17 protein-coding genes and 1 pseudogene are annotated in these 21,882 nt (G+C 43.7%); 8 read left to right on the plus strand and 10 right to left on the minus strand.

All coding sequences use genetic code 11. The features are described 5' to 3' along the window. Position 1: 1 nt before the first annotated feature. Complete coding sequence (locus tag R7R24_RS16395) at positions 2 to 487, plus strand: DUF6795 domain-containing protein (protein ID WP_047102125.1); 486 nt, start codon at positions 2 to 4, stop codon at positions 485 to 487. 691 nt (positions 488 to 1,178) lie between these two features. Here R7R24_RS16395 and R7R24_RS16400 read toward each other — a convergent pair. Beyond that, entirely contained in the window at positions 1,179 to 1,742 is a 564-nt protein-coding gene (locus R7R24_RS16400; RefSeq protein ID WP_005381668.1) for a porin family protein, read from the minus strand. A gap of 398 nt (positions 1,743 to 2,140) precedes the next feature. Between R7R24_RS16400 and R7R24_RS16405 the strand changes: the two genes are divergently transcribed. The 4 genes from R7R24_RS16405 (at position 2,141) to R7R24_RS16420 (ending at position 7,018) form a co-directional block, all read left to right on the plus strand. Next, entirely contained in the window at positions 2,141 to 3,022 is an 882-nt protein-coding gene (locus R7R24_RS16405; protein WP_054579035.1) for a LysR family transcriptional regulator, read from the plus strand. A 120-nt stretch (positions 3,023 to 3,142) separates the two neighbouring features. Beyond that, complete coding sequence (locus R7R24_RS16410; RefSeq protein ID WP_054579034.1) at positions 3,143 to 4,678, plus strand: bifunctional GNAT family N-acetyltransferase/carbon-nitrogen hydrolase family protein; 1,536 nt, start codon at positions 3,143 to 3,145, stop codon at positions 4,676 to 4,678. 204 nt (positions 4,679 to 4,882) lie between these two features. Next, positions 4,883 to 5,470, plus strand: a complete 588-nt coding sequence (locus R7R24_RS16415; RefSeq protein WP_005383738.1) for a DedA family protein — start codon at positions 4,883 to 4,885, stop codon at positions 5,468 to 5,470. Positions 5,471 to 5,650: 180 nt separating this feature from the next. After that, positions 5,651 to 7,018: a Na+/H+ antiporter NhaC family protein gene (locus R7R24_RS16420; protein ID WP_005381672.1), complete on the plus strand. Its 1,368-nt coding sequence runs from the start codon at positions 5,651 to 5,653 to the stop codon at positions 7,016 to 7,018. A 74-nt stretch (positions 7,019 to 7,092) separates the two neighbouring features. Here R7R24_RS16420 and R7R24_RS16425 read toward each other — a convergent pair whose 3' ends face one another. The 4 genes from R7R24_RS16425 to R7R24_RS16440 all read right to left on the minus strand — a co-directional run bounded on the left by R7R24_RS16425 (position 7,093) and on the right by R7R24_RS16440 (position 11,760). Continuing rightward, positions 7,093 to 7,932: a 3-keto-5-aminohexanoate cleavage protein gene (locus R7R24_RS16425; RefSeq protein WP_054579033.1), complete on the minus strand. Its 840-nt coding sequence runs from the start codon at positions 7,930 to 7,932 to the stop codon at positions 7,093 to 7,095. Beyond that, entirely contained in the window at positions 7,923 to 9,254 is a 1,332-nt protein-coding gene (locus R7R24_RS16430) for an aspartate aminotransferase family protein (protein ID WP_054579032.1), read from the minus strand. Before R7R24_RS16430 ends, R7R24_RS16425 begins: the two co-directional genes overlap by 10 nt. Positions 9,255 to 9,462: 208 nt before the next feature. Continuing rightward, on the minus strand, positions 9,463 to 10,731 hold the full coding sequence (locus R7R24_RS16435) for an O-acetylhomoserine aminocarboxypropyltransferase/cysteine synthase family protein (RefSeq protein ID WP_054579031.1): 1,269 nt from the start codon (positions 10,729 to 10,731) through the stop codon (positions 9,463 to 9,465). Positions 10,732 to 10,848: 117 nt separating this feature from the next. After that, complete coding sequence (locus R7R24_RS16440) at positions 10,849 to 11,760, minus strand: LysR substrate-binding domain-containing protein (protein WP_053302974.1); 912 nt, start codon at positions 11,758 to 11,760, stop codon at positions 10,849 to 10,851. Positions 11,761 to 11,866: 106 nt separating this feature from the next. Between R7R24_RS16440 and R7R24_RS16445 the strand changes: the two genes are divergently transcribed. Both R7R24_RS16445 and R7R24_RS16450 read left to right on the plus strand, forming a co-directional pair. After that, on the plus strand, positions 11,867 to 13,123 hold the full coding sequence (locus R7R24_RS16445; protein WP_025768866.1) for a D-amino acid dehydrogenase: 1,257 nt from the start codon (positions 11,867 to 11,869) through the stop codon (positions 13,121 to 13,123). Between the two features lie 307 nt (positions 13,124 to 13,430). Next, positions 13,431 to 14,978, plus strand: a complete 1,548-nt coding sequence (locus R7R24_RS16450) for an alanine/glycine:cation symporter family protein (RefSeq protein ID WP_005381681.1) — start codon at positions 13,431 to 13,433, stop codon at positions 14,976 to 14,978. A 100-nt stretch (positions 14,979 to 15,078) separates the two neighbouring features. Here R7R24_RS16450 and R7R24_RS16455 read toward each other — a convergent pair whose 3' ends face one another. The 4 genes from R7R24_RS16455 to R7R24_RS16470 form a co-directional block, all read right to left on the minus strand. After that, positions 15,079 to 15,669, minus strand: a complete 591-nt coding sequence (locus R7R24_RS16455) for an acetate uptake transporter (RefSeq protein WP_005381682.1) — start codon at positions 15,667 to 15,669, stop codon at positions 15,079 to 15,081. A 182-nt stretch (positions 15,670 to 15,851) separates the two neighbouring features. Beyond that, positions 15,852 to 17,555, minus strand: coding sequence for a chitinase (locus R7R24_RS16460; protein ID WP_054579030.1), 1,704 nt, complete (start codon positions 17,553 to 17,555; stop codon positions 15,852 to 15,854). A 212-nt stretch (positions 17,556 to 17,767) separates the two neighbouring features. Beyond that, positions 17,768 to 19,291: a Na+/H+ antiporter NhaC family protein gene (locus tag R7R24_RS16465; RefSeq protein ID WP_064353653.1), complete on the minus strand. Its 1,524-nt coding sequence runs from the start codon at positions 19,289 to 19,291 to the stop codon at positions 17,768 to 17,770. 213 nt (positions 19,292 to 19,504) lie between these two features. After that, positions 19,505 to 19,690 carry a hypothetical protein gene (locus tag R7R24_RS16470; protein ID WP_025594098.1) on the minus strand — a complete coding sequence of 62 codons (186 nt, stop codon included), beginning with the start codon at positions 19,688 to 19,690 and terminating at the stop codon, positions 19,505 to 19,507. A gap of 723 nt (positions 19,691 to 20,413) precedes the next feature. On the opposite strand from R7R24_RS16470, the gene R7R24_RS16475 reads away from it, so the two are divergent. After that, a complete protein-coding gene (locus R7R24_RS16475; protein ID WP_213899784.1) occupies positions 20,414 to 21,199 on the plus strand; it encodes a DUF2971 domain-containing protein in 786 nt (261 codons plus the stop codon). Between the two features lie 289 nt (positions 21,200 to 21,488). On the opposite strand, the pseudogene R7R24_RS16480 reads toward R7R24_RS16475, so the two are convergent. Beyond that, a pseudogene (locus R7R24_RS16480) lies at positions 21,489 to 21,614 on the minus strand (IS66 family transposase); the annotation flags it as partial. Positions 21,615 to 21,882 lie beyond the last annotated feature (268 nt).

Below are 21,882 nucleotides of genomic sequence, written 5' to 3' on the forward strand. Positions count from 1 at the left end.
AATGAATTTTGAAGAAAGTAAATTGAATGACGAACACGTTAATCAATACACACCGAAAATCAATGGTGTGTTAACAAAGAAAGGAAAACCACTTAGTAGCCTGAAGGTTAGCCTTAGTATTGGTTTAAGCACCTCAGGGAAATCAATAGACTTATCAACATTCACAGACAGTACTGGTCGCTTTGAATTTTCTCCAGTCTATGAAAATAAAAACATCATAAGCACTCCTCTTATTGAGCACTATGTAACTATTGTTTTAGTCGCAGAACTCAGTAATGATGAAAGTACTATTATTTGGGAAGGAAGCTTTGATGGTTATAAAATAGAGGATTACGTAAAAAATAACATGGCTAACCTTTCTTGTGACACTGAGAACCCTCTTAAGTACTTTGCTTTTTCAATTGATGATGAAGAAAACGATGACTACTACGTGAACAGTCAATGTAACTTATTTGGTTATATAGACTCTGACTTGTATGGAAATTAAATAATGCACTCATGATGCAACTCCAGTTCCTATGTCTCCTCTTTGGCCATTTACTCACGGTGGTATTGAGTATCGGCTAGATGGAAGTTCTGGCATCTACTTCTGCGCTCATGGACTAGGAAAAAAATCTGTTCCGGGTTATGTCAATACCGCTACAAGTAATGAGTGGTCGGCACTACAACCCAAATCTCAAGCTTACCTAGAACGCAACGTATTTCTTGACTTCAACAATAGATATAATGCTCGGATGACTGATGGTTGGGTAAGTAAAATAGTCTCTTCAACTTTGACTTTACTAAGAATTTCAGGTCTGGGTCATATAATACAACAGATGCGACCGTAGGCCTTACTGCTTGGGATCAACTAGCTAAAGCTATGGCGTACATTTCAAAACTAAAAAACGAGTATACAGAACACGTCCGCGGTATTTTAGGTCACATGAATGTAATGTCAGGTAGCGCAGCGATCGACCTATCGAGTATTACTTATAGAGTGATAAAACTTTGTTTTTCGAGACTAGTAAGAAGGTTAGACAGTCATGTTAGAAATGCTCTAAATATAGTAGCGTGACAGTAAAAGACACTAACAATTATTCTAAAAACCGCTCTATTATCCTCAACTAGATTGAGTTCAGAAAAAGCGAAGCTATTTAGGCTTCGCTTTTTATTAGGGCTTAGAGTTGTTAACAATATTAAAATCTATATTCCACACCTAGTGATGCTTGGTTAAAGTCTGTTTCCGTGTTTGCACCGTTCGCGACATTCTCCGCATTGAGTTCTACGTCGTACCACATATATTCTGCGTTAACTAAGAAGTTATCAGTAACTTTAAAACCAACACCGGCACCAGCGAATACACCTTCATCATCTTTGTTGCCTTGGAAGCCCGCAACGTTGTAATCCGTCGAGTACCACATTTGACCGCCTTTTGCGTAAAGGTCGACACGATCAGCAATGGGAGCGGTAACTTTTAGAGCCGCTGTATAGCCGTCCGTTTCGGCATTTGCTAGGTTATTACCATAGCTACCGAAATCAATGTAACCACCTTCCAACGCTAAGTAAGGATTAAAACGGTAACCAACTAAACCTTGAATAACATCGCTGTCATCATCAAAGTCATCTTGTCCATCAACTTTTAAGTAACCGTAGTTGGCGCCAACATATACACCATGATCGTTGGAGTCCGCAGCATGTGATAAAGTACTAAACGTTGCTAAAGAAAAAAGGCTAATCAAAGTAACAACATTGCTTTTCATTTCGTTCTCCTAATATAAGTTCCATTGAAGGTTCGAATAGTAAAGAGCAAATGCAATGCCAACTTTAAATTAATGAAAAATATATTTAATTTTATAGAATACTGACAATCCTCTAAAGAACGCCGAACAAAAACAGAAAAAAAGATCTGTCTGTTTACTTTATATAAACAATACTAAATTGAGGTTAATCGATGATGTGAAAAAGATTCTTGTTAATTTGTAGATTTTTCAAAGAAATTAAATAAACATCTAAAATACTCTTGTAGATTAATCAGTCAAAAAACGCTTAGCTAGTTTTTATAAGAAAGGAAGCTAATCACACATACGTTGCATCTTACTTTGCTTCAAGCCGTGAATACTCTACTCTTTGCCTAAGCAGAGTTTAATGGAACTGAAGTATGTTAAAAGGCAGTGAATACCCTTCTATTCGAGCATTAAGGACGTTTGTCGCGGTCTCTAATTACCTCAGTTTCTCTAAAGCAGCGGATGCCCTATGTATTACGCAAAGCGCAGTAAGCAAACAAATCGCATCGCTGGAGCAATTGGTGGGTTTACCTTTAATACAAAGAAGGGCGAGTGGTATTGAGTTAACTGAAGAAGGCAAGCGTTATCTGCCGCAAGTCACAGAAGCTTTGGAGCTTATTCAGCATGCAACTGCCAACTTAATCCAGTCAGATTCAAAGCAAGAATTACTCACCGTGGACGTAACCCCTTCTTTTGCCAGCCTTTGGTTGATACCTAATATTGATGACTTCCACCAGCAACATCCTAACATCCGAGTAAGAGTCTGTACCGGGGATGGGAACGTCAAAGATTCGAGCAACGAAAGTGACTTACATATTCGCTGCCTTCCATTATCCACACATTATGAATACAGCCACTTACTGTGCGAAGAAACATTGTTATTAGTCGGTTGCACAAATGCTCCTGCAATTGAGAGTGTGCACGCTGTTAGTAATTATCCGTTTATACCTCAAATCACTCGCCCTCAGCTATGGGAGCAATTTAAAACGGCACATGCAGTAGAATCAACCGTTACCTATCACTCTGTAGGCTTTGAACATTTTTACCTAGCTTACGAAGCCGTCAAAATGGGAAAAGGACTCGCCTTACTTCCTGATTTTATGGCGCAGAATTCTATTTTAAGAGGGGATATCCAACATATTCTCAACCTAACTTTACAGAGTGGTTATGGTTATTACGTGATGATCCCGAATTATCGCCTATCGGCTAAGCAAGTGGCGGCGTTTTACGAATGGTTGAAGAGCAAACTAAGCTAATATTGTTTTCTTGAAATGCTTTTGGTAAACCAAAACAACTCAAAGACTTCAGTATCTGTCTGCTCCAAATTGTGGCATTCTCATTAACACTGTTTCAAAAGGATAAATGGATTGAAAGATATGGACAGCAATTCGCCCAAACTCTCATTACGTACCATTGAGCCAACGGATTACCCTGAGCTTGCAGAACTAATGGACTTAGTGTTTCCTGATGTTGGCGGCTCATGGCCACGGCTGACTATTATGGATCTCATTCATCAGTTTCCTGATGGCCAAATCTGTATTGAAGATAACGGCAAAATAGTCGGTGCAGCATTAACCATTAAAGTGGACTACAACCGCTTTTCTCTTCCTCATCTATATACCGACATCATTACCGAAAACAACGTCATACAGAATCAAGTAACCGGTGATGCAATGTATGGTCTCGATGTATTTGTCCACCCGGACTATCGAGGGCTACGTTTAGGTCGACGTTTGTATGATGCGCGTAAAGAACTTTGCCGTAGTAAGAACTTCAAAGCAATTTTAGCCGGTGGTCGCATTCCTAATTACCACCAATACGCAGATGAACTGAGCGTTGCAGAGTACATCGACAAAATAAAACGCCGTGAGCTTCACGATCCTATTTTGTCTTTTCAGCTTGCAAACGACTTCGATGTAAAACGTATTATGCGCGGTTACTTGCCAGAGGATAGTGCTTCTAAAGGCTACGCAACTCTGCTGGAGTGGGATAACTTCTTCTACGAAGAGGATATTCAATCCGTACATGATGTAGAAAAAACGCTGATTCGTATTGGTGTTGTGCAGTGGCAAATGCGCGCCATGAATGACTTAGAGGACTTGCTCGATCAGGCTGAGTTCTTCATTTCTTCTCTTGCGAACTACAAAGCCGATTTCGCCCTATTCCCTGAATTCTTTAACGCGCCGCTGATGGGCTTGCAAAACGACCAAAATTCCGTCGAAGCAATTCGCTTTTTGGCTAGCTTTACAGAAGAGATCAAAAACCGCTTCTCGCAGATGGCAGTCACCTACAACATCAACATTATTGCTGGCAGTATGCCCGTCATCGAAGATGGCAAGTTGTATAATGTGGCCTACTTACTGCAACGAGATGGTGAAATAAACGCTCAATATAAGATTCACATCACGCCCCATGAGCAAAAAGACTGGGTGATCGACGGTGGTGACAATGTTCAGGTGTTCGAAACCGATGCAGGCAAAGTCGGCATACTGATTTGTTATGACAGCGAGTTCCCAGAGTTGGGAAGAATGCTCGCCGAGCAAGGCGCACAAATTGTGTTCGTTCCTTTCTGGACAGACACAAAAAATGGCTACCAACGAGTACGAATCTGTTCCCAATCACGAGCCATCGAAAACGAATGCTACGTTGCAATTGGGGGCAGTGTCGGCAACTTACCTCGTGTTGATAATGTCGATATCCAGTACGCACAATCTGCCGTATTTTCACCGTCGGATATCTATTTTCCACACGATGCGACCTTGACAGAAGCAAGCGCCAACACCGAAATGATAATCTTCGCTGATGTTGATTTGACTAAGTTGAAACAGCTTAATACCGAAGGCTCTGTCACCAACTTACGTCATCGCCGCCTTGATTTGTATGGTGCATTCACCAAAGCCAAAGAGTCATAAGGATCTCCCTAATTCGCCGCTACCAAAGAGCGTGGCGGCGAATAAAGCCTGCTGCAGGTTGATTCTGCGCAATTATCAGAGGCATGTCAGTTTTTCTCAATGGTGAGAAACAAGAATTGACCCAATAGGACATTCGGAGTATCACTCCAACTTCGTTCCGCTTTTATTAGGGGAAAGCTTTTGGAACATATTAACGAACTTCTCATGTCAATGAAGCCTTTGCTTGAGCAATACGGCTACGTTGCGCTGATTGTCAGTATATTTCTAGAAGGGATAGGTATCCCGATGCCTGGTCAATCACTGATGATCGCGGCATCTTTGCTCTCGTCAGAACAAGTCATGAACCTAAGTATGGTAATGATGGTATCGTGGCTGAGCTGCTTTTTTGGTAATACCTGTGGCTACTTAATCGGTTATTACTTTGAGGGGTGGTTAGATAAAAAAGGCTACATTTCCGGCCCGAAGATGCAAACGCTTCAATTGACTATCCAGAAATACGGCCCTACGTGCTTGGTGGTCAGCCGCTTTATTGAAGGAATGAAGCAATTTATGCCTCTTGCATGCGGTATCGCGAAAATGCCACGTAGAGAGTTTTTGCTCGGTAACGCCCTCGCGGCGACGGTTTGGGTATTGGTATTCAGCTTGTTAACTCACTTTGCATTTGAACATTTAAGCGTGTTGAGCAACCTGTACACCGAATACAAATATCTGGTATGGGCATTTGCTGCTGTCTTATTTACGTGGATGGTTTTAGGTATTGTTAAACGCAAAAAAGCCAAATCAATGCAATAACGACAGTCTCTTCATTAGCGCATAACTAAAGCTCGTGGTATCAGTGAGATACGCAACACGAGCTTTTATCTTTTTCTTTACGTGTAAAATTTAAACAGCCATTTAGACGTCTAGACGTTGACAATGTAGAAATGTGATATTAGTCTGCTCTTCTCTCTTATCATTAACATTGTCGTTTACATGTCCGGTTCCCAACAAACTACTAAAACAGTTGCACCGTCTGCGGTCGCACTGATCCCATTAATTGTATTCCTTGCGCTATTTATTGGCGTAGGCACTTACTTATCTTTGCAAGGCGTGGAATTTGCCTTCTACCAGCTGCCTGCACCCATCGCGGTATTACCAGCCATCATCATTGCGTTTCTTTTAAGTAAAGAGAAACTTAACCGCTCAATCGAACACTTCATGCGTGGTGTTGGCCACCCAGACATCATCGCAATGTGTATGATCTATCTGCTTGCAGGTGCCTTTGCTGCGGTAGCAAAAGCCTCTGGCGGTGTTGATGCAACAGTGAACCTTGGTTTATCCGCTATTCCAACCAGCATGATTTTACCGGGCATTTTTCTGATTTCTGCTTTTATCGCAACAGCAATGGGGACTTCGATGGGTACCATCGCAGCCGTTGCCCCCGTAGCGTTGGGTATTGCTGAATCAGCAGGAATGAGCTTACCGTTAACCGCAGGCGTTGTACTGAGCGGCGCTATGTTTGGTGATAACCTTTCTATCATCTCTGACACCACCATCGCGGCGACACGCTCTCAAGGTTGTGAGATGAAAGACAAGTTTAAAGAGAACATTCGTATTGCTTTACCTGCGGCGTTGATCGCGATTGCAGTGTTCGCTTTCAACAGTACTGCGACTCAAGTGCCTGCAACTGGCGATATTGAGTGGCTAAAAGTCTTGCCGTACATCACTATTTTGATCCTAGCGGTATCTGGTGTGAATGTGTTTGTGGTTCTGTCGATTGGCATTCTTTTGGCTGGCGGCGTGAGCTTGGCATCGATTGACAATTACGGACTAACTAATCTAGCCCAAGACGTATACAAAGGCTTTGGTAACATGCAAGAGATCTTCTTGTTATCCATGCTGATTGGTGGCTTGAGTGAACTGATGCGTCGCCAAGGTGGTCTTGCTTTTCTAACAAATTTCGTTAGTAGCCTTATCCACGCGTTTGGCTCTAGTCACTCTAAGCATGCGAACAGTCGTGCAAGCGAGCTAGGTATTGCAGGTTTGGTATCAATGGTCAATGGCTGTACGGCAAACAACACCGTAGCCATCATTGTATCGGGCAGCGTTGCTCGCCAACTGGCGGAAGAGAATAATGTCTCTCCTCGCCGCTCAGCAAGCTTGTTAGACATTTTCTCATGCGTGGTGCAAGGCGTGTTGCCTTACGGTGCTCAAGTACTGCTGCTAGGTTCCGTATTCAACCTATCGCCACTTGAAGTAGTTGCCAATTCTTACTACTGTTTTGCATTAGCGATAGCGGCTGTTGTCGCGGTGTTTATCAAACATCCCGCTCGTCAACCTGTAGCGCAAACTGAGAACTAACGACAAATACCGAAAAGGCTCCGATGGAGCCTTTTTACTTTCCTTTCTTCTTTTTTTCTTTTCCGCGAGCAGATTTACTTCAAAGCTGAACGCAAACTTTGCGCACTGTGTAAAGGAATAGCAAAGCGATGCGCCACATCGCGTAGAGCTTCCACCTGAGCCGCGTTACTGATTGCTAATTCGCCTGCCACATCGACGTGGTTATTCTCAAACCCCACTCTCACATCGAATCCAAGTAACATCGCACTCGCTAAACAGTCTTGCTCTCGCGCGCCAAAAGCACAAATGGCACATCGAATTTCTTCCTCGACAAAACGCGCCAAATTCAAACCTCGTAAATCCCATGGCGAAGACTGTTGAGCTTGGTGATAACGCCCTAACACCACTAATGCATGCTGATGCGTTTTAGGTAACACGCCCGCATCACGCAGTTGGAAATAACGTTCAATGTCGGTTGCATCGTAGAGAATAATTTGGCTCACGATGTTGTGTTCTGCCACCCAATGGAAAAAGGCATGCCCTTCTTTCTCACTTGCGCGATCAGGGATTAACTCCCTCAATGCAAAAGAAGCCGCTTCTGGTTTCACAGCTTTAACTAACGCCATCTGTTGTGGCGGAGAATACAAGCCCACCGCCTCTGTGGTGAGCTGTACCATCATGTTTTGTCCCACCGCTTCTTTCACGGCATGGTAAATTGCCATGTTGCCGTCGATGTCTAATGAATGACGTCCGTTGGCGTCTCTAGCATGCAAATGGATCATGGCAGCCCCTACCGTTTGACAAGCGATAGCCTCTGCAACCAGTTCGTCTGTTGTCATGGGTAAGCTGGCGTGATCGTGCTTAGTTTTTCTTGCACCGTTTGGGGCCACGATAATAGCGATAGGCTCTCGTATACATCGATTTTCTAATTCCATTCCTTCGCTACCTCTTTTAGCGTTAATGAGAGTTTGCCAACTAGCTCATCAATATGGTGAGGCTGAATAATGAATGGCGGCGCAAGCAAGGTATGGTGCCCATTAACGCCATCAATCGTTCCGCCCATTGGATAGCACATTAAGCCATTTTCCATTGCTCGCTGTTTGATGCGTTTGTCTGCCAATGTGGCTTTACTCAGAGGCGCCTTGCTTTCTTTATCCGCCACCAGCTCAATGCCAAAAAACAAGCCTTTACCACGAATGTCGCCAATATACGGTAAATGGGCCAATGCAGAAGTAAGCTCATTACGCAGCAAAGCACTTTGCTGATTCACCGCCGTTAATAAATCATCTTGGAAGATGGTTTGAATGGTCGCCACGGCAGCAGCGCACGCCACAGGGTGCGCCATAAAGGTATGACCATGTTGGAAAAAACCGCTTCCATCAGCAATAGCTTGATAGACTCGATCATTCGCAACCACCGCGCCAATAGGTTGATAACCCGCACCAAGCCCTTTAGCCATACACACCAGATCGGGTTCTGCCTCTTCTTGCTCAAACGCAAAAAAACTGCCACTGCGTCCAACGCCACACATGACTTCATCCAAGATCAATAACACATCGTATTGGTCGCATATTTCGCGAATACGCTTGAAATAACCTTGCGTTGCAGGCACAGCTCCAGCGGTGGCTCCCACAATGGGCTCGGCGACAAAAGCCATGACATTATCAGCCCCCAACTCAAGAATTTTTGCCTCTAGCTCATTCGCCGCTCGCAATGAGTAATCCAATTCCGACTCATGACTCTGCTGATAACGATAAGCATAGCAAGGGGCGATATGATGGCTCGGGTGTAAGATGGGTTTGAACGGTTCACGTCGCCATTCATTACCTCCGACAGCCAAAGCCCCCAAGGTATTGCCGTGATAACTTTGCTGACGCGCGATGAACTGCTTTTTCTCTGGCTTACCTGATTCCACGAAATACTGCCGCGCCATTTTTAGTGCCGACTCCACCGCTTCTGATCCACCACTGACTAAATACACATGGTTGAACTGATCAGGCATGTGCTGACAAATCAATTCTGCTAGGCGCTCACTGTTGTCACTAGTAAAAAATCCAGTATGAGCAAATGGCACTCGCTCGATCTGTTCCAACATGGCTTTTTTAACGGCGTGATGACTGTGGCCAAGGTTTGATACCGCAGCCCCACCACAAGCATCGAGATACTGCTTTCCATGCTTATCGAATAGATAAACACCTTCACCTCTATCGATGATTGGCAGCGTGGCATGGCAGTGACGGTGAAATACGTAAGACATTTGAGTCCCTTCCAATGTGTAATACTTGCACACATCATCAGGAACAAACCCAAACGTGACAAGAGAATAAATCTCACCCTCTATGAGCTTTTGGAATGCCACAAACCAAAAACACCAAAACCCTTGATATTTAAACAATAAAATAAAAATAGGCCAGCTTTTTTAAAGGCTGGCCTATGGGTAACCCAAAGCTAAAAACAGAATCGTTTTACGAGTTTAGTGCCTGTTCTAAATCGGCTAGAATATCGTCAATATGTTCAATACCCACCGATAAACGAATCATCTCTGGAGACACACCAGCTTGTTTTTGTTCTGCTTCGCTCAATTGACGATGAGTCGTCGATGCAGGATGGCAAGCCAATGATTTTGCATCGCCAATGTTCACCAAACGCTTAAAGATTTTCAAAGCATCATAAAAACGCACACCAGCGTCATAACCATCTTTTAAACCAAACGACAAAATTGCAGAAGGCTTACCTTTCATGTATTTTTCGGCGAGATGGAAGTGTTCAGAACTTGGCAATCCGGCATAACTTACCCAACAGACTTTGTCATTCTGTTCCAAGAATTCAGCCACTTTGAGTGTGTTCTCGGTATGGCGCTCCATACGCAGCGGTAACGTTTCTAACCCTTGCATAAGCATAAATGCATTCATCGGTGATAATGCGGCTCCGGTATTACGCAGTGGTACGGTACGCGCACGCCCGATAAATGCCGCCTCACCAAACGCTTCGGTATACACCACGCCGTGGTAAGAAGGTTCTGGTTGGTTGAAAACAGGAAAGCGGTCTTTGTGCTGTGCCCAAGGGAATTTACCGGAATCCACAATCACGCCACCTAATGTGGTGCCATGCCCACCAACGTATTTAGTGAGAGAGTGAACTACGATATCCGCACCAAATTCGATGGGTTTGCAAAGCACTGGCGTCGCAACGGTGTTATCCACAATCACAGGTACGCCTTGTGCATGAGCAAGCTCCGCCACACGTTCTAAATCGATGATATTGCCCGCAGGGTTCCCAATGCTCTCGCAGTACACCGCTTTGGTATTTTCATCAATTAATTCGGCCAAACTTTCTGGCTTGTCATCTTTAGCAAACTTCACCTGAATACCTTGATTTGGGAGCATGTGCGCAAACAAGGTATAAGTACCGCCATAAAGTTGCGGCGTAGAAACGATGTTATCGCCCGCTTGCGCTAACGTCAGAATCGCATAGTTAATCGCTGCACTCCCCGCACTCACGACCAATCCAGCAATGCCGCCTTCTAACGCTGCCATGCGTTTTTCCAGCACGTCATTAGTCGGATTCATGATGCGAGTGTAGATATTCCCCGGCACTTCCAAGTTAAACAGATCAGCACCATGCTGCGCGTTGTCAAACTCGTACGCGACTGTTTGATAAATCGGCGTCGCGACAGATTTAGTGGTAGGGTCAGTTTCGTAACCAAAATGGATGGATAGCGTTTCGTCTTTCATGTTCTTCCCTGTCTTTCATCACTCAAATAGCGGCAAGAAAAGCACTTACCTTGCTTAAAACTTATATTGCCCAATTTTTCAACAAATAACGTAGGGATGAATCACAGAGATAAAACGCTATTTCAACTGTCCAAGTAACCAGTGACGAAACGTTTCTGTCGCATTCGTACGTGTGTTCATGATCAAGTAATACCCTGCATTAGCAGGAATCGGTTTGAATGGAGAAACCAAACGCTCTGTCGTCAATTCATCCTCAATCAGTGCCATTCGTGCCATCGCAATCCCAACGCCTGCTTCGGCTGCAGACATTGCCATATCCGTTCGATTAAAAAAGTGTCCGATATCGGTTTTAAAATCCAACCCCATCGCTGACGCCCAATATAGCCACTCATAGTCACGCGTCGCTTTTTCCCATGGCATCGCATCGTGTAGTAGCGTCGCCTCTTGCCATTGCTTCACTGGCATTGAGTTTTTTTGCTCACCAAACAACGTTTTTAGCCAGCCATGATCCTCAAGGTATTTTGGACTCATCACCGGTAGCAGATGCTCATCCAAAATCAGCTCCGCGTTAGCATTTCTATAAGGATGAAGACCATAGTCAATTGCGACGTCATAGTCTTTTATCTCACTATTTACCAGCGCACCTTCCGCAAAGATTTGTACTTGGATATCCGGATTATCATGATGGAAGCTTTCGAGCTTTGGGACTAACCATTTGAAAGCAAAAGAAGGCGTCAACTTCAAACGAATTTCATTGGTTTGCTTTTCTACTTTGAGCTCATCAAGCAATTTGCTCAGTTCCGAAAAGTGAAACTGCGTCGCTTGGTGTAACTGAGTGCCTTTTACGGTTAAACGAATACCGCGAGAATGGCGTTCAAATAAAGTAAAACCTAATAACGCTTCCAAATGAATAATTTGTTGGCTTATGGCACCAGTGGTGAGGTGTAAATGTCTTGCAGCACCAGTAAAGCTGTTGTACTCCGCGACTTGGCTAAATAAACACAAACCACTTATCAGATTACTTTTCATCCTTGAGCCTATAGTTTTTCTAAACGCTGTGTGTAATTTATATCGATTGTTAACAAAAGGTAGAGAAAAGAAACTGAGCACTCTGATAAATGTGTGGAGTGCATCAATGGAAGTCATCGTATTAGGCAGCGGCGTTATCGGCTTAACCTCTGCTTGGTATTTATCTCAAGCAGGCTATCAAGTTACCGTCATTGACCGCCAACCAAGCAGTGCCATGGAAACGAGCTTCGCCAATGCCGGGCAGATTTCATATGGCTATTCTTCGCCTTGGGCTGCGCCTGGTGTTCCTGTTAAAGCCATTAAGTGGTTAATGGAGGAGCATGCTCCACTTAAAATCAAACCCACTCTGAATGCCGACATGATCCGCTGGGCGAGTAAAATGGTCGCGAACTGCACCCTACCTCGCTATCAAGTTAACAAGGCTCGCATGCTTTCGATCGCTAACCACAGCCGTGTTTGCTTAGAACAGTTACGCCAAGAACACGCCATTGAGTATCAAGGACGTCAGTTTGGGACCTTGCAAGTATTCCGAACACATCAACAGCTGCAAGCCATTGAAAAGGACATGCAGCTCCTTGAACAAAGCGGAACCCGATTTAAGCTAATGGACGTCGAACAATGTATTGAACAAGAGCCAGGGCTTGCACTTGTGAAAGACAAACTGGTTGGTGGCTTGCATCTACCTGATGACGAAACGGGCGATTGCCATCAATTTTGCCAACAACTAACGGAGCTTGCTAAGGCACACGGTGTCCGATTTGAATTCGATACTGAAGTAAGCAATTGGGTTACAGTAGGCAAAAAGATCATAGGTGTCCAAACGAACCGAGGACAATTTAAAGCAGACCAATATGTGGTGGCCTCTGGAAGCTACTCTACAGCGCTACTCAAGCAACTCGATATTGATATTCCGGTCTACCCTGTCAAAGGCTATTCACTCACCATCCCGATGGAAGATGAACACTTCTCTCCTCGATCTACTGTGATGGATGAAACCTATAAAGTCGCTATGACTCGATTTGATGACAGAATTCGCGTAGCTGGCACCGCAGAATTAGCAGGGTTTGATGCTTCCCTTCCACAAAAGCGCAAAAACACCATCGAAATGGTCATCCGTGATCTTTTTCCTCGTTGTGGTGACTTCAGCCAAGCTGAGTTTTGGAGCGGCTTTAGGCCAATGACGCCTGATGGCACACCAATTATCGGCGCGACTAAATACGATAACCTTTTTACTAACACCGGACACGGAACTCTGGGCTGGACGATGGCTTGTGGTTCAGGTCAATTGCTAGCAAGCGTAATGAAAGGTGAAAAAGCAAAAGTGATGGATAATGCGGAGCTTAACCTTTGTCGTTACTCCTGAGGACATAACTGAACAAAAAACAGGCAGACACTTACTCCACAAAATGCATAACCACTGGCATTTTTAACTCATCAAAATCGCAGCACATTTAAATGACAATGTGCTGCATAATTAATCATCAGGCAAATCTTCTACCTAAAAGGAGCAAATAAGCAACAAGAACCAAATTTTAACAACTACTCTCCATTCTGTGTTCATCATCACGCTACAAAGGATTTGTAGCTAAAAAAGTTAACAATTGCATTACATAAAGGGTAATGTATTGTGTGAAAAACAACCACAAACACAACTAACAGGGAAAATACTCATGCAGTCATTAGTTGATTTTCTGAATGGAATTATTTGGAGCCCGGTACTGATCTATTTGTGCCTTGGCGCAGGTTTGTTCTATTCAATCATGACGCGTTTTGTACAAATTCGTCACTTCTTTGAGATGTGGCGCTTATTACTTTCAGGGAAGAGTTCAACAAAAGGGATATCATCATTTCAGGCACTTGCCGTTTCACTATCTGGCCGTGTAGGTACAGGTAACATTGCTGGTGTTGCTGCTGCTATCGGTTTCGGTGGCCCAGGCGCAGTATTCTGGATGTGGGTCGTTGCCTTCTTTGGCGCTGCAACCGCATACGCAGAATCAACACTTGCACAAATTTATAAAGAAGAAGACGAAGGCGAGTTCCGTGGTGGCCCTGCTTACTATATTGAGAAAGCAATGGGACAAAAATGGTACGCTTGGATCTTTGCTATCGCGACCATCTTTGCTTGTGGTGTTCTACTTCCTGGCGTTCAATCGAACAGTATCGGTAACGCAGTAGAAGCCGCATTTGGCTCAGGTGACATGATTGAAACCGCTATTGGTACCTTCAGTTTTGCTAAAATTTTCACTGGTACGGTTGTTTGTGTCATTTTGGCTTTCATCATTTTTGGTGGCGTAAAGCGTATCGCGAACTTTACCCAAGTCGTTGTGCCATTTATGGCGTTAGCTTACATCATTACTGCGTTTGTCATCATCCTTCTAAACATTGGTGAGGTTCCACGCATTTTCGGCATGATCATTGGTGACGCGTTCACACCAATGGCAGGCGTTGGTGCAGCAATCGGCTGGGGTGTAAAACGTGGTGTCTACTCCAACGAAGCAGGTCAAGGTACTGGTCCTCACGCAGCAGCAGCAGCGAGTGTTGATCACCCTGCTCAGCAAGGTCTTGTTCAATCTTTCTCTATTTACATCGATACACTACTTGTGTGTTCAGCAACCGCGTTCATGATTCTTATCACTGGCGCGTACAACGTAAATGGTGCGATTGAAGGTACATTCCTGGTTCAAAACCTACCAGCGGATATTGGTGCAAATGGCCCTGTGTTTACACAGATGGCGATCGAAAGCGCACTACCTGGCGTGGGTAAACCATTCATCGCAATCGCTCTATTCTTCTTCGCGTTTACGACCATTCTGGCTTACTACTACATTGCAGAAACGAACATTGCTTACATTCGTCGTACGTTCAAAGTAAATGGGCTGATGTTTATTCTGAAAGTCATCATTATTTCATCCGTGTTCTACGGAACCGTGAAAACCGCCAACTTAGCATGGGCGATGGGTGATGTAGGTGTAGGACTGATGGCGTGGCTAAACATCATCGGTATTTTGATCATTTTCTTTATGTCGAAGCCTGCACTCAAAGCACTGAACGACTACGAAGAACAACAAAAACGTGGTGTGACCGATTTTACATTTAACCCTGTTGCACTGGGCATTAAAGGCGCAGATTACTGGGAAGATAAGTACCGACGTAAAACGGGTAAAGCTCCAACGGCAGACAGCAATAGCGCAGAAACTGTTGAGCAACCATCAACATAGCGTTATCACATAAATAAGAAAAAGCAGTGGTCCGATTGAGGACATAAAAAAGGGGGATTAACCAATGGTTAATCCCCCTTTCTTCATTATGAGTAACAGCTTAGGCGATAACCGCTTCAACTTTACGAGCGATTTTTGCTTTACCGACAGGTAACACTTCACGACCAAATTCGTTGTTCAGTACTTGCGCCATTGCGAAGTAAATTGCACTTGCGCCACAGAAGATACCCTCGAAGCCAGCGATAGCACCGATCACTTCGCTACCAGTGAAATCACGAGCAGCAAGCAAGAAGAACAGGATAGTTAGAGAACCAAATACCACTTGCTTCGCTGTTGGGTAACATAGAGAACCAATGAACATGAAACCAGTGAAGATGCCCCAAAGCGCTAGGTACCAACCCATAAAGCTTGCAGGGCTTGCAGGAAGACCCATGTGAGGCATTACGATTAGACCAACCAATGTTAGCCAAAATAGACCGTAAGAAGTAAACGCAGTTGTGCCGAATGTATCACCGCGTTTAAAGCACATGATGCCAACGATTACTTGGCTAAGGCCACCGTAAAAGATGCCCATCGCTAGAATCATAGAGTCAATTGGGAAAAATCCTGCATTATGAATATTGAGCAGAATAGTGGTCATACCGAAACCCATTAGACCTAGCGGTGCTGGGTTAGCCAGTTTTGTCGACATGTACAAATACCTTTTTTCAAAAATGTTGATAAAAAATGCGCGCGAATTTTAATGGGCTCCAGAACAAAAGAGAAAAGCTGTTATTGAAAACTTAGATTCCATAAATAAACCACTACATATATAAAAAAAGACCCTGCAAAAAAGCAGAGTCTTTATAGATGGTTAGGTTGTTTTTTACTCGATCACTGACAAGAAATCTCGTCCCAGAACCAGTTGCTTTGCGTTGGGCTTTCCCACACTCCTGGGCCATTTTTCGCAACAAAACATTTGTTTTGGTACGTCACTTTATCGCCGTTAGCGACTTGCGTTACACCCGGCTCCCACTGAATAAAATTGCCTGTCACTGGTGGTTCTGGCTCGGTTACTGGCGGCTCAGGTTCTGTGACGGGCGGCTCTGGCTCAGTCACCGGTGGTTCAGGTTCCGTTGTAGGCGGCTCCGTAGGAGTGCCTGAAACCAGCTTCCACGGGTCTCCTTTCGTTGGCTCATTACCTTGTGACCACCATTTCGCTTCGTAAACAGCACCTTGGTAAGAGACTTGTTCCCCCGTGTTATATACTTTGCCAGAATCCCAAGCTGCCACACCACCTACAGGCGGATCGACCGGATCCACTGGATCTAACTTGTCAACTACACGAACTTCTGGCCAACCCGCATGAGATTGGTAGAAGTTAGTTACACATTTCTCATAATCACCCGCAACTAGCGCAGAGTAAGCCGTTTGGAAACCAACAAGTTCACATTCAAAAGAGTGGCCTCCCGGACGATCTGAGTAGTATTTCCAGTTTCCATCCCAGTTGGTGTACAACACGTCTGTCGCACCATTCAGATTTAAGCTACCGTAAGGCGTCTGCTGCCAACAGGTATTGGTCTCATCGGCTTCAATTGGAATTTGATAATGGGCGGCAAGACCTTCCCAATAACGAATACGGTTAACAGGTTGACCTTTATCCTTGTTTTGCTCACCACACTCAATACCACCATTGATCACGTTGATGGTGGTACCAAAGCCGTAACCAATGCCAGCATCAAGCTCACGCTGTGAAGGCACCCAAGTACGGTCAATCACATGTAGCATTGCAGGTTTCGGTGCTTGTGGGGTTAGGAAGAACCAGATAGCCGATGCTAAGTTCAGCCACGAATCCGCAACCAAGCCTGGATTTTTTAGCAATACAGATGCATCACCATCAAACATCACTTCAGAGAACGCGCCATAGTTAAAATGGTAAGAAAGCTGTTTTGCACCACGTCCAAAGTAACCTTGTCCAGGTTCACATGGCCAGCGTTTGTTTTGCCAGTCATTTTGACCACAACCTGTTGTGTAACCTTCTTGCCCTTCAGACCATCCCATTTCTCGCACATGAACCAAAGCTTGCTGCCACTCTTCCAACCCTAGCGGATTATCCGATACGTTATCGATCGAAATATGGCCACCGGTTTCTTGTGCAAAGTGAGCAAACGCTGTCATGATCGATTTTTTACAAATTGCATCCGAATCACGACCGTCTGTGTACTCACCACAGAATGCAGGGAACTTACCAATTGCACGTAGGAAACGCGTGTAAGTGTATTCAGGTGCCGCCATTTGAGTCAGGAAGTCCCACTCACTTTCGGGGAATACACGCTCTACACGCTTCACGTTTTCTGGGTTGGTTGTCGCCCCTGGAACAATCGCTTCAACTACTGAGTTCGGGCGTGTCTCTAATGCTTGTGACCAAATGGCATACATAGGATCAGAAGTTTTGCTTTGCTCTACGGCTTGAACGTCACCACGAGCAATAACATAACCATTCGGATTTTGCGGATCGGGCTGAATATTCATACTCGCATTCACTTGTGCTGCTAAGACACAACTCAATGCAAGAGGAAGATGTTTGAGTGCAAACATGTCTAGTCTCCGGATTTCAACAATACAATATACGAGGAATAACTAGACATATAGTGGATCATATATACGAAACACCGAGCCAAGTACGTTGATTCTGCGAGACAAAATGAATAAATAGGTCCTCACACACATTTTGTCACAAGAAAAATGTTACCTTGACTCAAAAGAAAAGCGGAGACCCTGTGAGCCTCCGCTTTGTGATGTTTCTCTCTTTATTGATCTGCCGAAACCACCTCTAGCTTCGCGGTTGACTTTTGTTTAGACAGCACAAAATAAACCACACACTGAGAAATAATTGCGGCAAGCACAATCACTGGTGAGGCGTTGATTCCAGCTAAAAGAAAACACCCCAATGCGATCATTCCATTGAGTAATGCGTAAGGTAATTGTGTACGGAAGTGCTCATACTGTTCACACCCCGCTCCTGTCGACGACAAAATCGTAGTTTCAGAGATGGGAGAACAGTGATCGCCAAACAAGCCACCAGATAATACCGCACCAATACAAACCAACAGTGGTGCATCAATCGCGACGGCAGTTGGGATCACTAATGGCATCATGATGGCAAACGTCCCCCAAGATGATCCCGTAGCGAACGAGATAATACCGGCCAGTAAAAACGCAACCGCTGGCAATAACCAGTAAGGGAAACCGGCTTGAGCTTGTTCAGCAATGTATGCAGCTGCACCTAATTCTTTCCCAACCGAGCTAAGCGCCCAAGCCAATACCAGAATCACCGCCACTGACATCATGTTTGACATCCCTTTCAGATAAACCTGAATACCATCCGAAAGCTTTCTTACGCCATAAAACGCCATCAGCGCAATTAAAGTGAAGGCCGCGAAGAAATATGCAGAAGAAAGTGCAGCCCTAAACGTTGATCCTGCCACTTTTTGAAATGGAAAACCGTGTGGCACGAGGATGGTACATAGAACCACCAGCATAACGAGCAAAGGTGCCCATACAAAACTAGATTTTGCATTTTTATGCGTAAACACATTCATGGACTCCTGCACTTTCCCAAAGTCGGAGCCCTGCTCTGCTAGTTGCTCAGCCTTCGCCATCGGTCCGAAATCTAATTTGAAGAAAGAGACAATCGGCACAATCGCGATCGCAAGAAAGGCGTAAAACTGATACGGGATCGCACCAATGAAAGCATCCCAATCACTCATACTGACATTCAGGGCAGTAAACTCTTTTTGAATCAATCCCATGATGTAAACGCCCCATCCGATAAAAGGGATCAAGATTGCGACGGGAGAGGAAGTAGAGTCGATAATAAAAGCTAATTTTTGGCGTGATACTTTTAACTTATCAAATAAAGGGCGAAAAACAGGGCCAACAATCAGTGGTGTACCAAGGTCTGAGAAGAAAATAACCACACCACCGAACCATGCGGACAGTTGAGCTTGGCATTTACTCGCAACCCATTGAGTAACCTTTTTAGCAAACGCCACACCACCGCCAGATTTCTCCATCAAGGCAACAAAGCCACCAATAAAGACCAAGAGCAAAATGACGCCCGCATTGTAGCTGTCAGTTAATTGCGGCAGTAGATAGCTTTTCATCAATGCACTAAACGAGTCTAGTGGCCCTTTTTCGACAAATGTCCCTTCAAGCATAGCGACACCACTCACCACACCGGCGAATAAACCAACAACGACATTTCTTGTGGTCAGCGCGAGGAAAAGAGTAATAAGGATGGGAATGAGAGAGGTAACGTCAGCCTGTTCCATAGCAATACCATTTATGATAATTAAACAATTAAAATGAATATATATTTAATTTAACCGCATGTATATATCTCTCAAAAAAAAGTTGAGCCACCTCTTCACAAACTTGAAGTACAAAAAAACCAGCCCGAAGGCTGGTTCTTATAAACTCAACTGTCTAGAGGAAAATTATTCCCACTCGAAGATCAACGAGCACAAAATACATCTAAATAACAGCTAGTTAGAAATGCCACCTTTCTCGATACCATCATCTATACCATGCGCAGAATTTTTTTGATTTTTTGCGTCTCGTCGGCGTTTTAGTTCGGCTTTGGCCCAAATTGAAGATTCTTCCATATCGCGACGAAGTTCTTGTATCTCTTCAACACTAAGCCGTCGTGGACCTGAGGTAATTCTATCCATCTTGTGCCTCCAACTTGTCGCAGTACATTTTAAAACGCATCAAAACATGAGTTACTAACAAGAAATATTGGGGATATTTTTAGATTGTTTTTCATACACATCTTGAAAGCCATCAACACTGCCCAAAGATTATACAACGAGGAATAACCTCGTTAAATAAAAAGGATCAAATCATGGGTTTGAAACCAGGGCCAAAACCAATAGCCAAGTCGACCGGCAAGCCAGATCAACGTCGACGTGACAACAAAAAAACTCCAGGAAACACTCCCGGCTTAAAGCCAAGCAAATCCTCGACCAAGTAACACTACCTCAATATCGAGTCAGTGTAAGTGGTACTGACTCTTGTTGCTAAAACCCAAAACACGCTTTTGCCCCATTGTTAGATAGACCTTTTACTCATTCACATCCTGTTAATGGGGTTTGCCCTACTAGAAGTTATCCATTCTTCTAATGCTGTGCGTCGTTAATCCCCGTGTTGTATCACGGGGGTTAATTCCACCATGCCTAAAAGGTTTGATAAAGTAGCGCTCAGACTTAAGTAAGCAACCAAGCGTCCATGCAATTGATTTATGCCATTGAAATAACAAAGTTTATCGATTGAGATAAGCGTGGTAAAACGGCACAATGTGCTGATAAAATAAGGCAAGCGCCATATAATAAGCGTTATGTGTTGTTCGAATGTTGCGTTCATAACCTAGAATAAATTTATTGTAAGGGTAGCAAATGGAATTAGATAAAAAACTGTATCATTACACGAGTGCAGATGGACTTCTTGGTATGATGGATGGGGAAATTTGGTCATCACAAATCCAGTATATGAATGATAATAAAGAATGGGAGCATGGATTTGATTTGGCTTGGCCAGCGATTAAAAAATTGCAAGCGTCAAGAGATCGGAAAATAGCTTCCATAGCTGATAACTTGATAATGAATGTTCGCCCAGAAAGTACTATGTCACGAACATTTGTGTTTTCTCTGACAGAAGCGCCAGACTTGCTAAGTCAATGGAGGGGGTATTGTCATGATGGTGGATTTTGTGTTGGGTTTGATAAATCTAAAATTGAATCAACAGACTCTTTTAGAGGATTTAAGTTAAAGCGATGTGTTTACTCAGACGTAGAAAAGAATGAAGTTATAAATTCGATTATTCAAAAGTATGTTGACAAGTACTATGATATTGAACTTGATGAAGTAAATAGAAAAAAGCTGATTGTGGAGTCAACTGCGGAGTTCAGGGAATTGGCTTGTTATTTTAAACACTCTATTTTTTCTGAAGAAAAAGAGTGGCGATTGTTTGGGACTGTTTCTGTTAATGATAACAGGTCTGCTTGGCGAGCTAGAGGTAACCTACCAATGCCATTTGTGAAACACAAAATTGATTTCTTTTCTATGGTTGATGAAATAATTGTTGGACCAAAAGTTGACTATAGATTAGCTGAGCACTCGATTTATTTCAAAGCTTACGGACATAAAATAGATATTAAAAAGTCTCGTTCAACTTTAGTGTAAGTAGAAACATAACAAGAGACTATGGTTTCAAGATACTTTTTCATACCTGATCTTGATACAACTAAGTCATTTAAGCTAACAAGTTTCTGTCCAGAAACGTGTTTGAATGGGGCCGATCAATCTGTGGATGCCCAAGACAACCAGTATGATACTTTATTACTCAGTTGTAGCGTGACTCAGACTTTGTAGTAAGAATTAGTATGAATCTTTATTTCTGGGTGAGTATCATTAAGAACGGTACAAACAGGGTTACTTGACTGCTTAGTATGAAACTTTATTCCTCTCCTACAAGTGTTCCTCGGCTAATATCGATGTCGCCTCGCTTGAGGATATCAACCTGACGGTACAGCGGTAATGCATCAACGTATTTCGCAGTAACGATGGCAGCAAAGGTTTCTGGACAACCGATACTTTTGGTTGCGGAATCACTATGCCTAGAATACTGAGTTATTGGTAGGTGGGTTTAAATAGGCGCTTACAGTTAAACCTTCTAGAAGTTTAAGGGTATGCTCGTCAACAAAAGCATCATATCTTTTACTTGGTGTATTTTCACTACATAACTACCTTCCATTGAGAGCTTTTACCATTCTAGTCTATTTTATGCGCTTTCATTCAATTAACTGAGTTTTATATCAGATTGTGTCCTATTCACTCACTAAACGTTGGTTTCAACGAGAATGGCT

The organism is Vibrio sp. 704 (assembly GCF_033339295.1).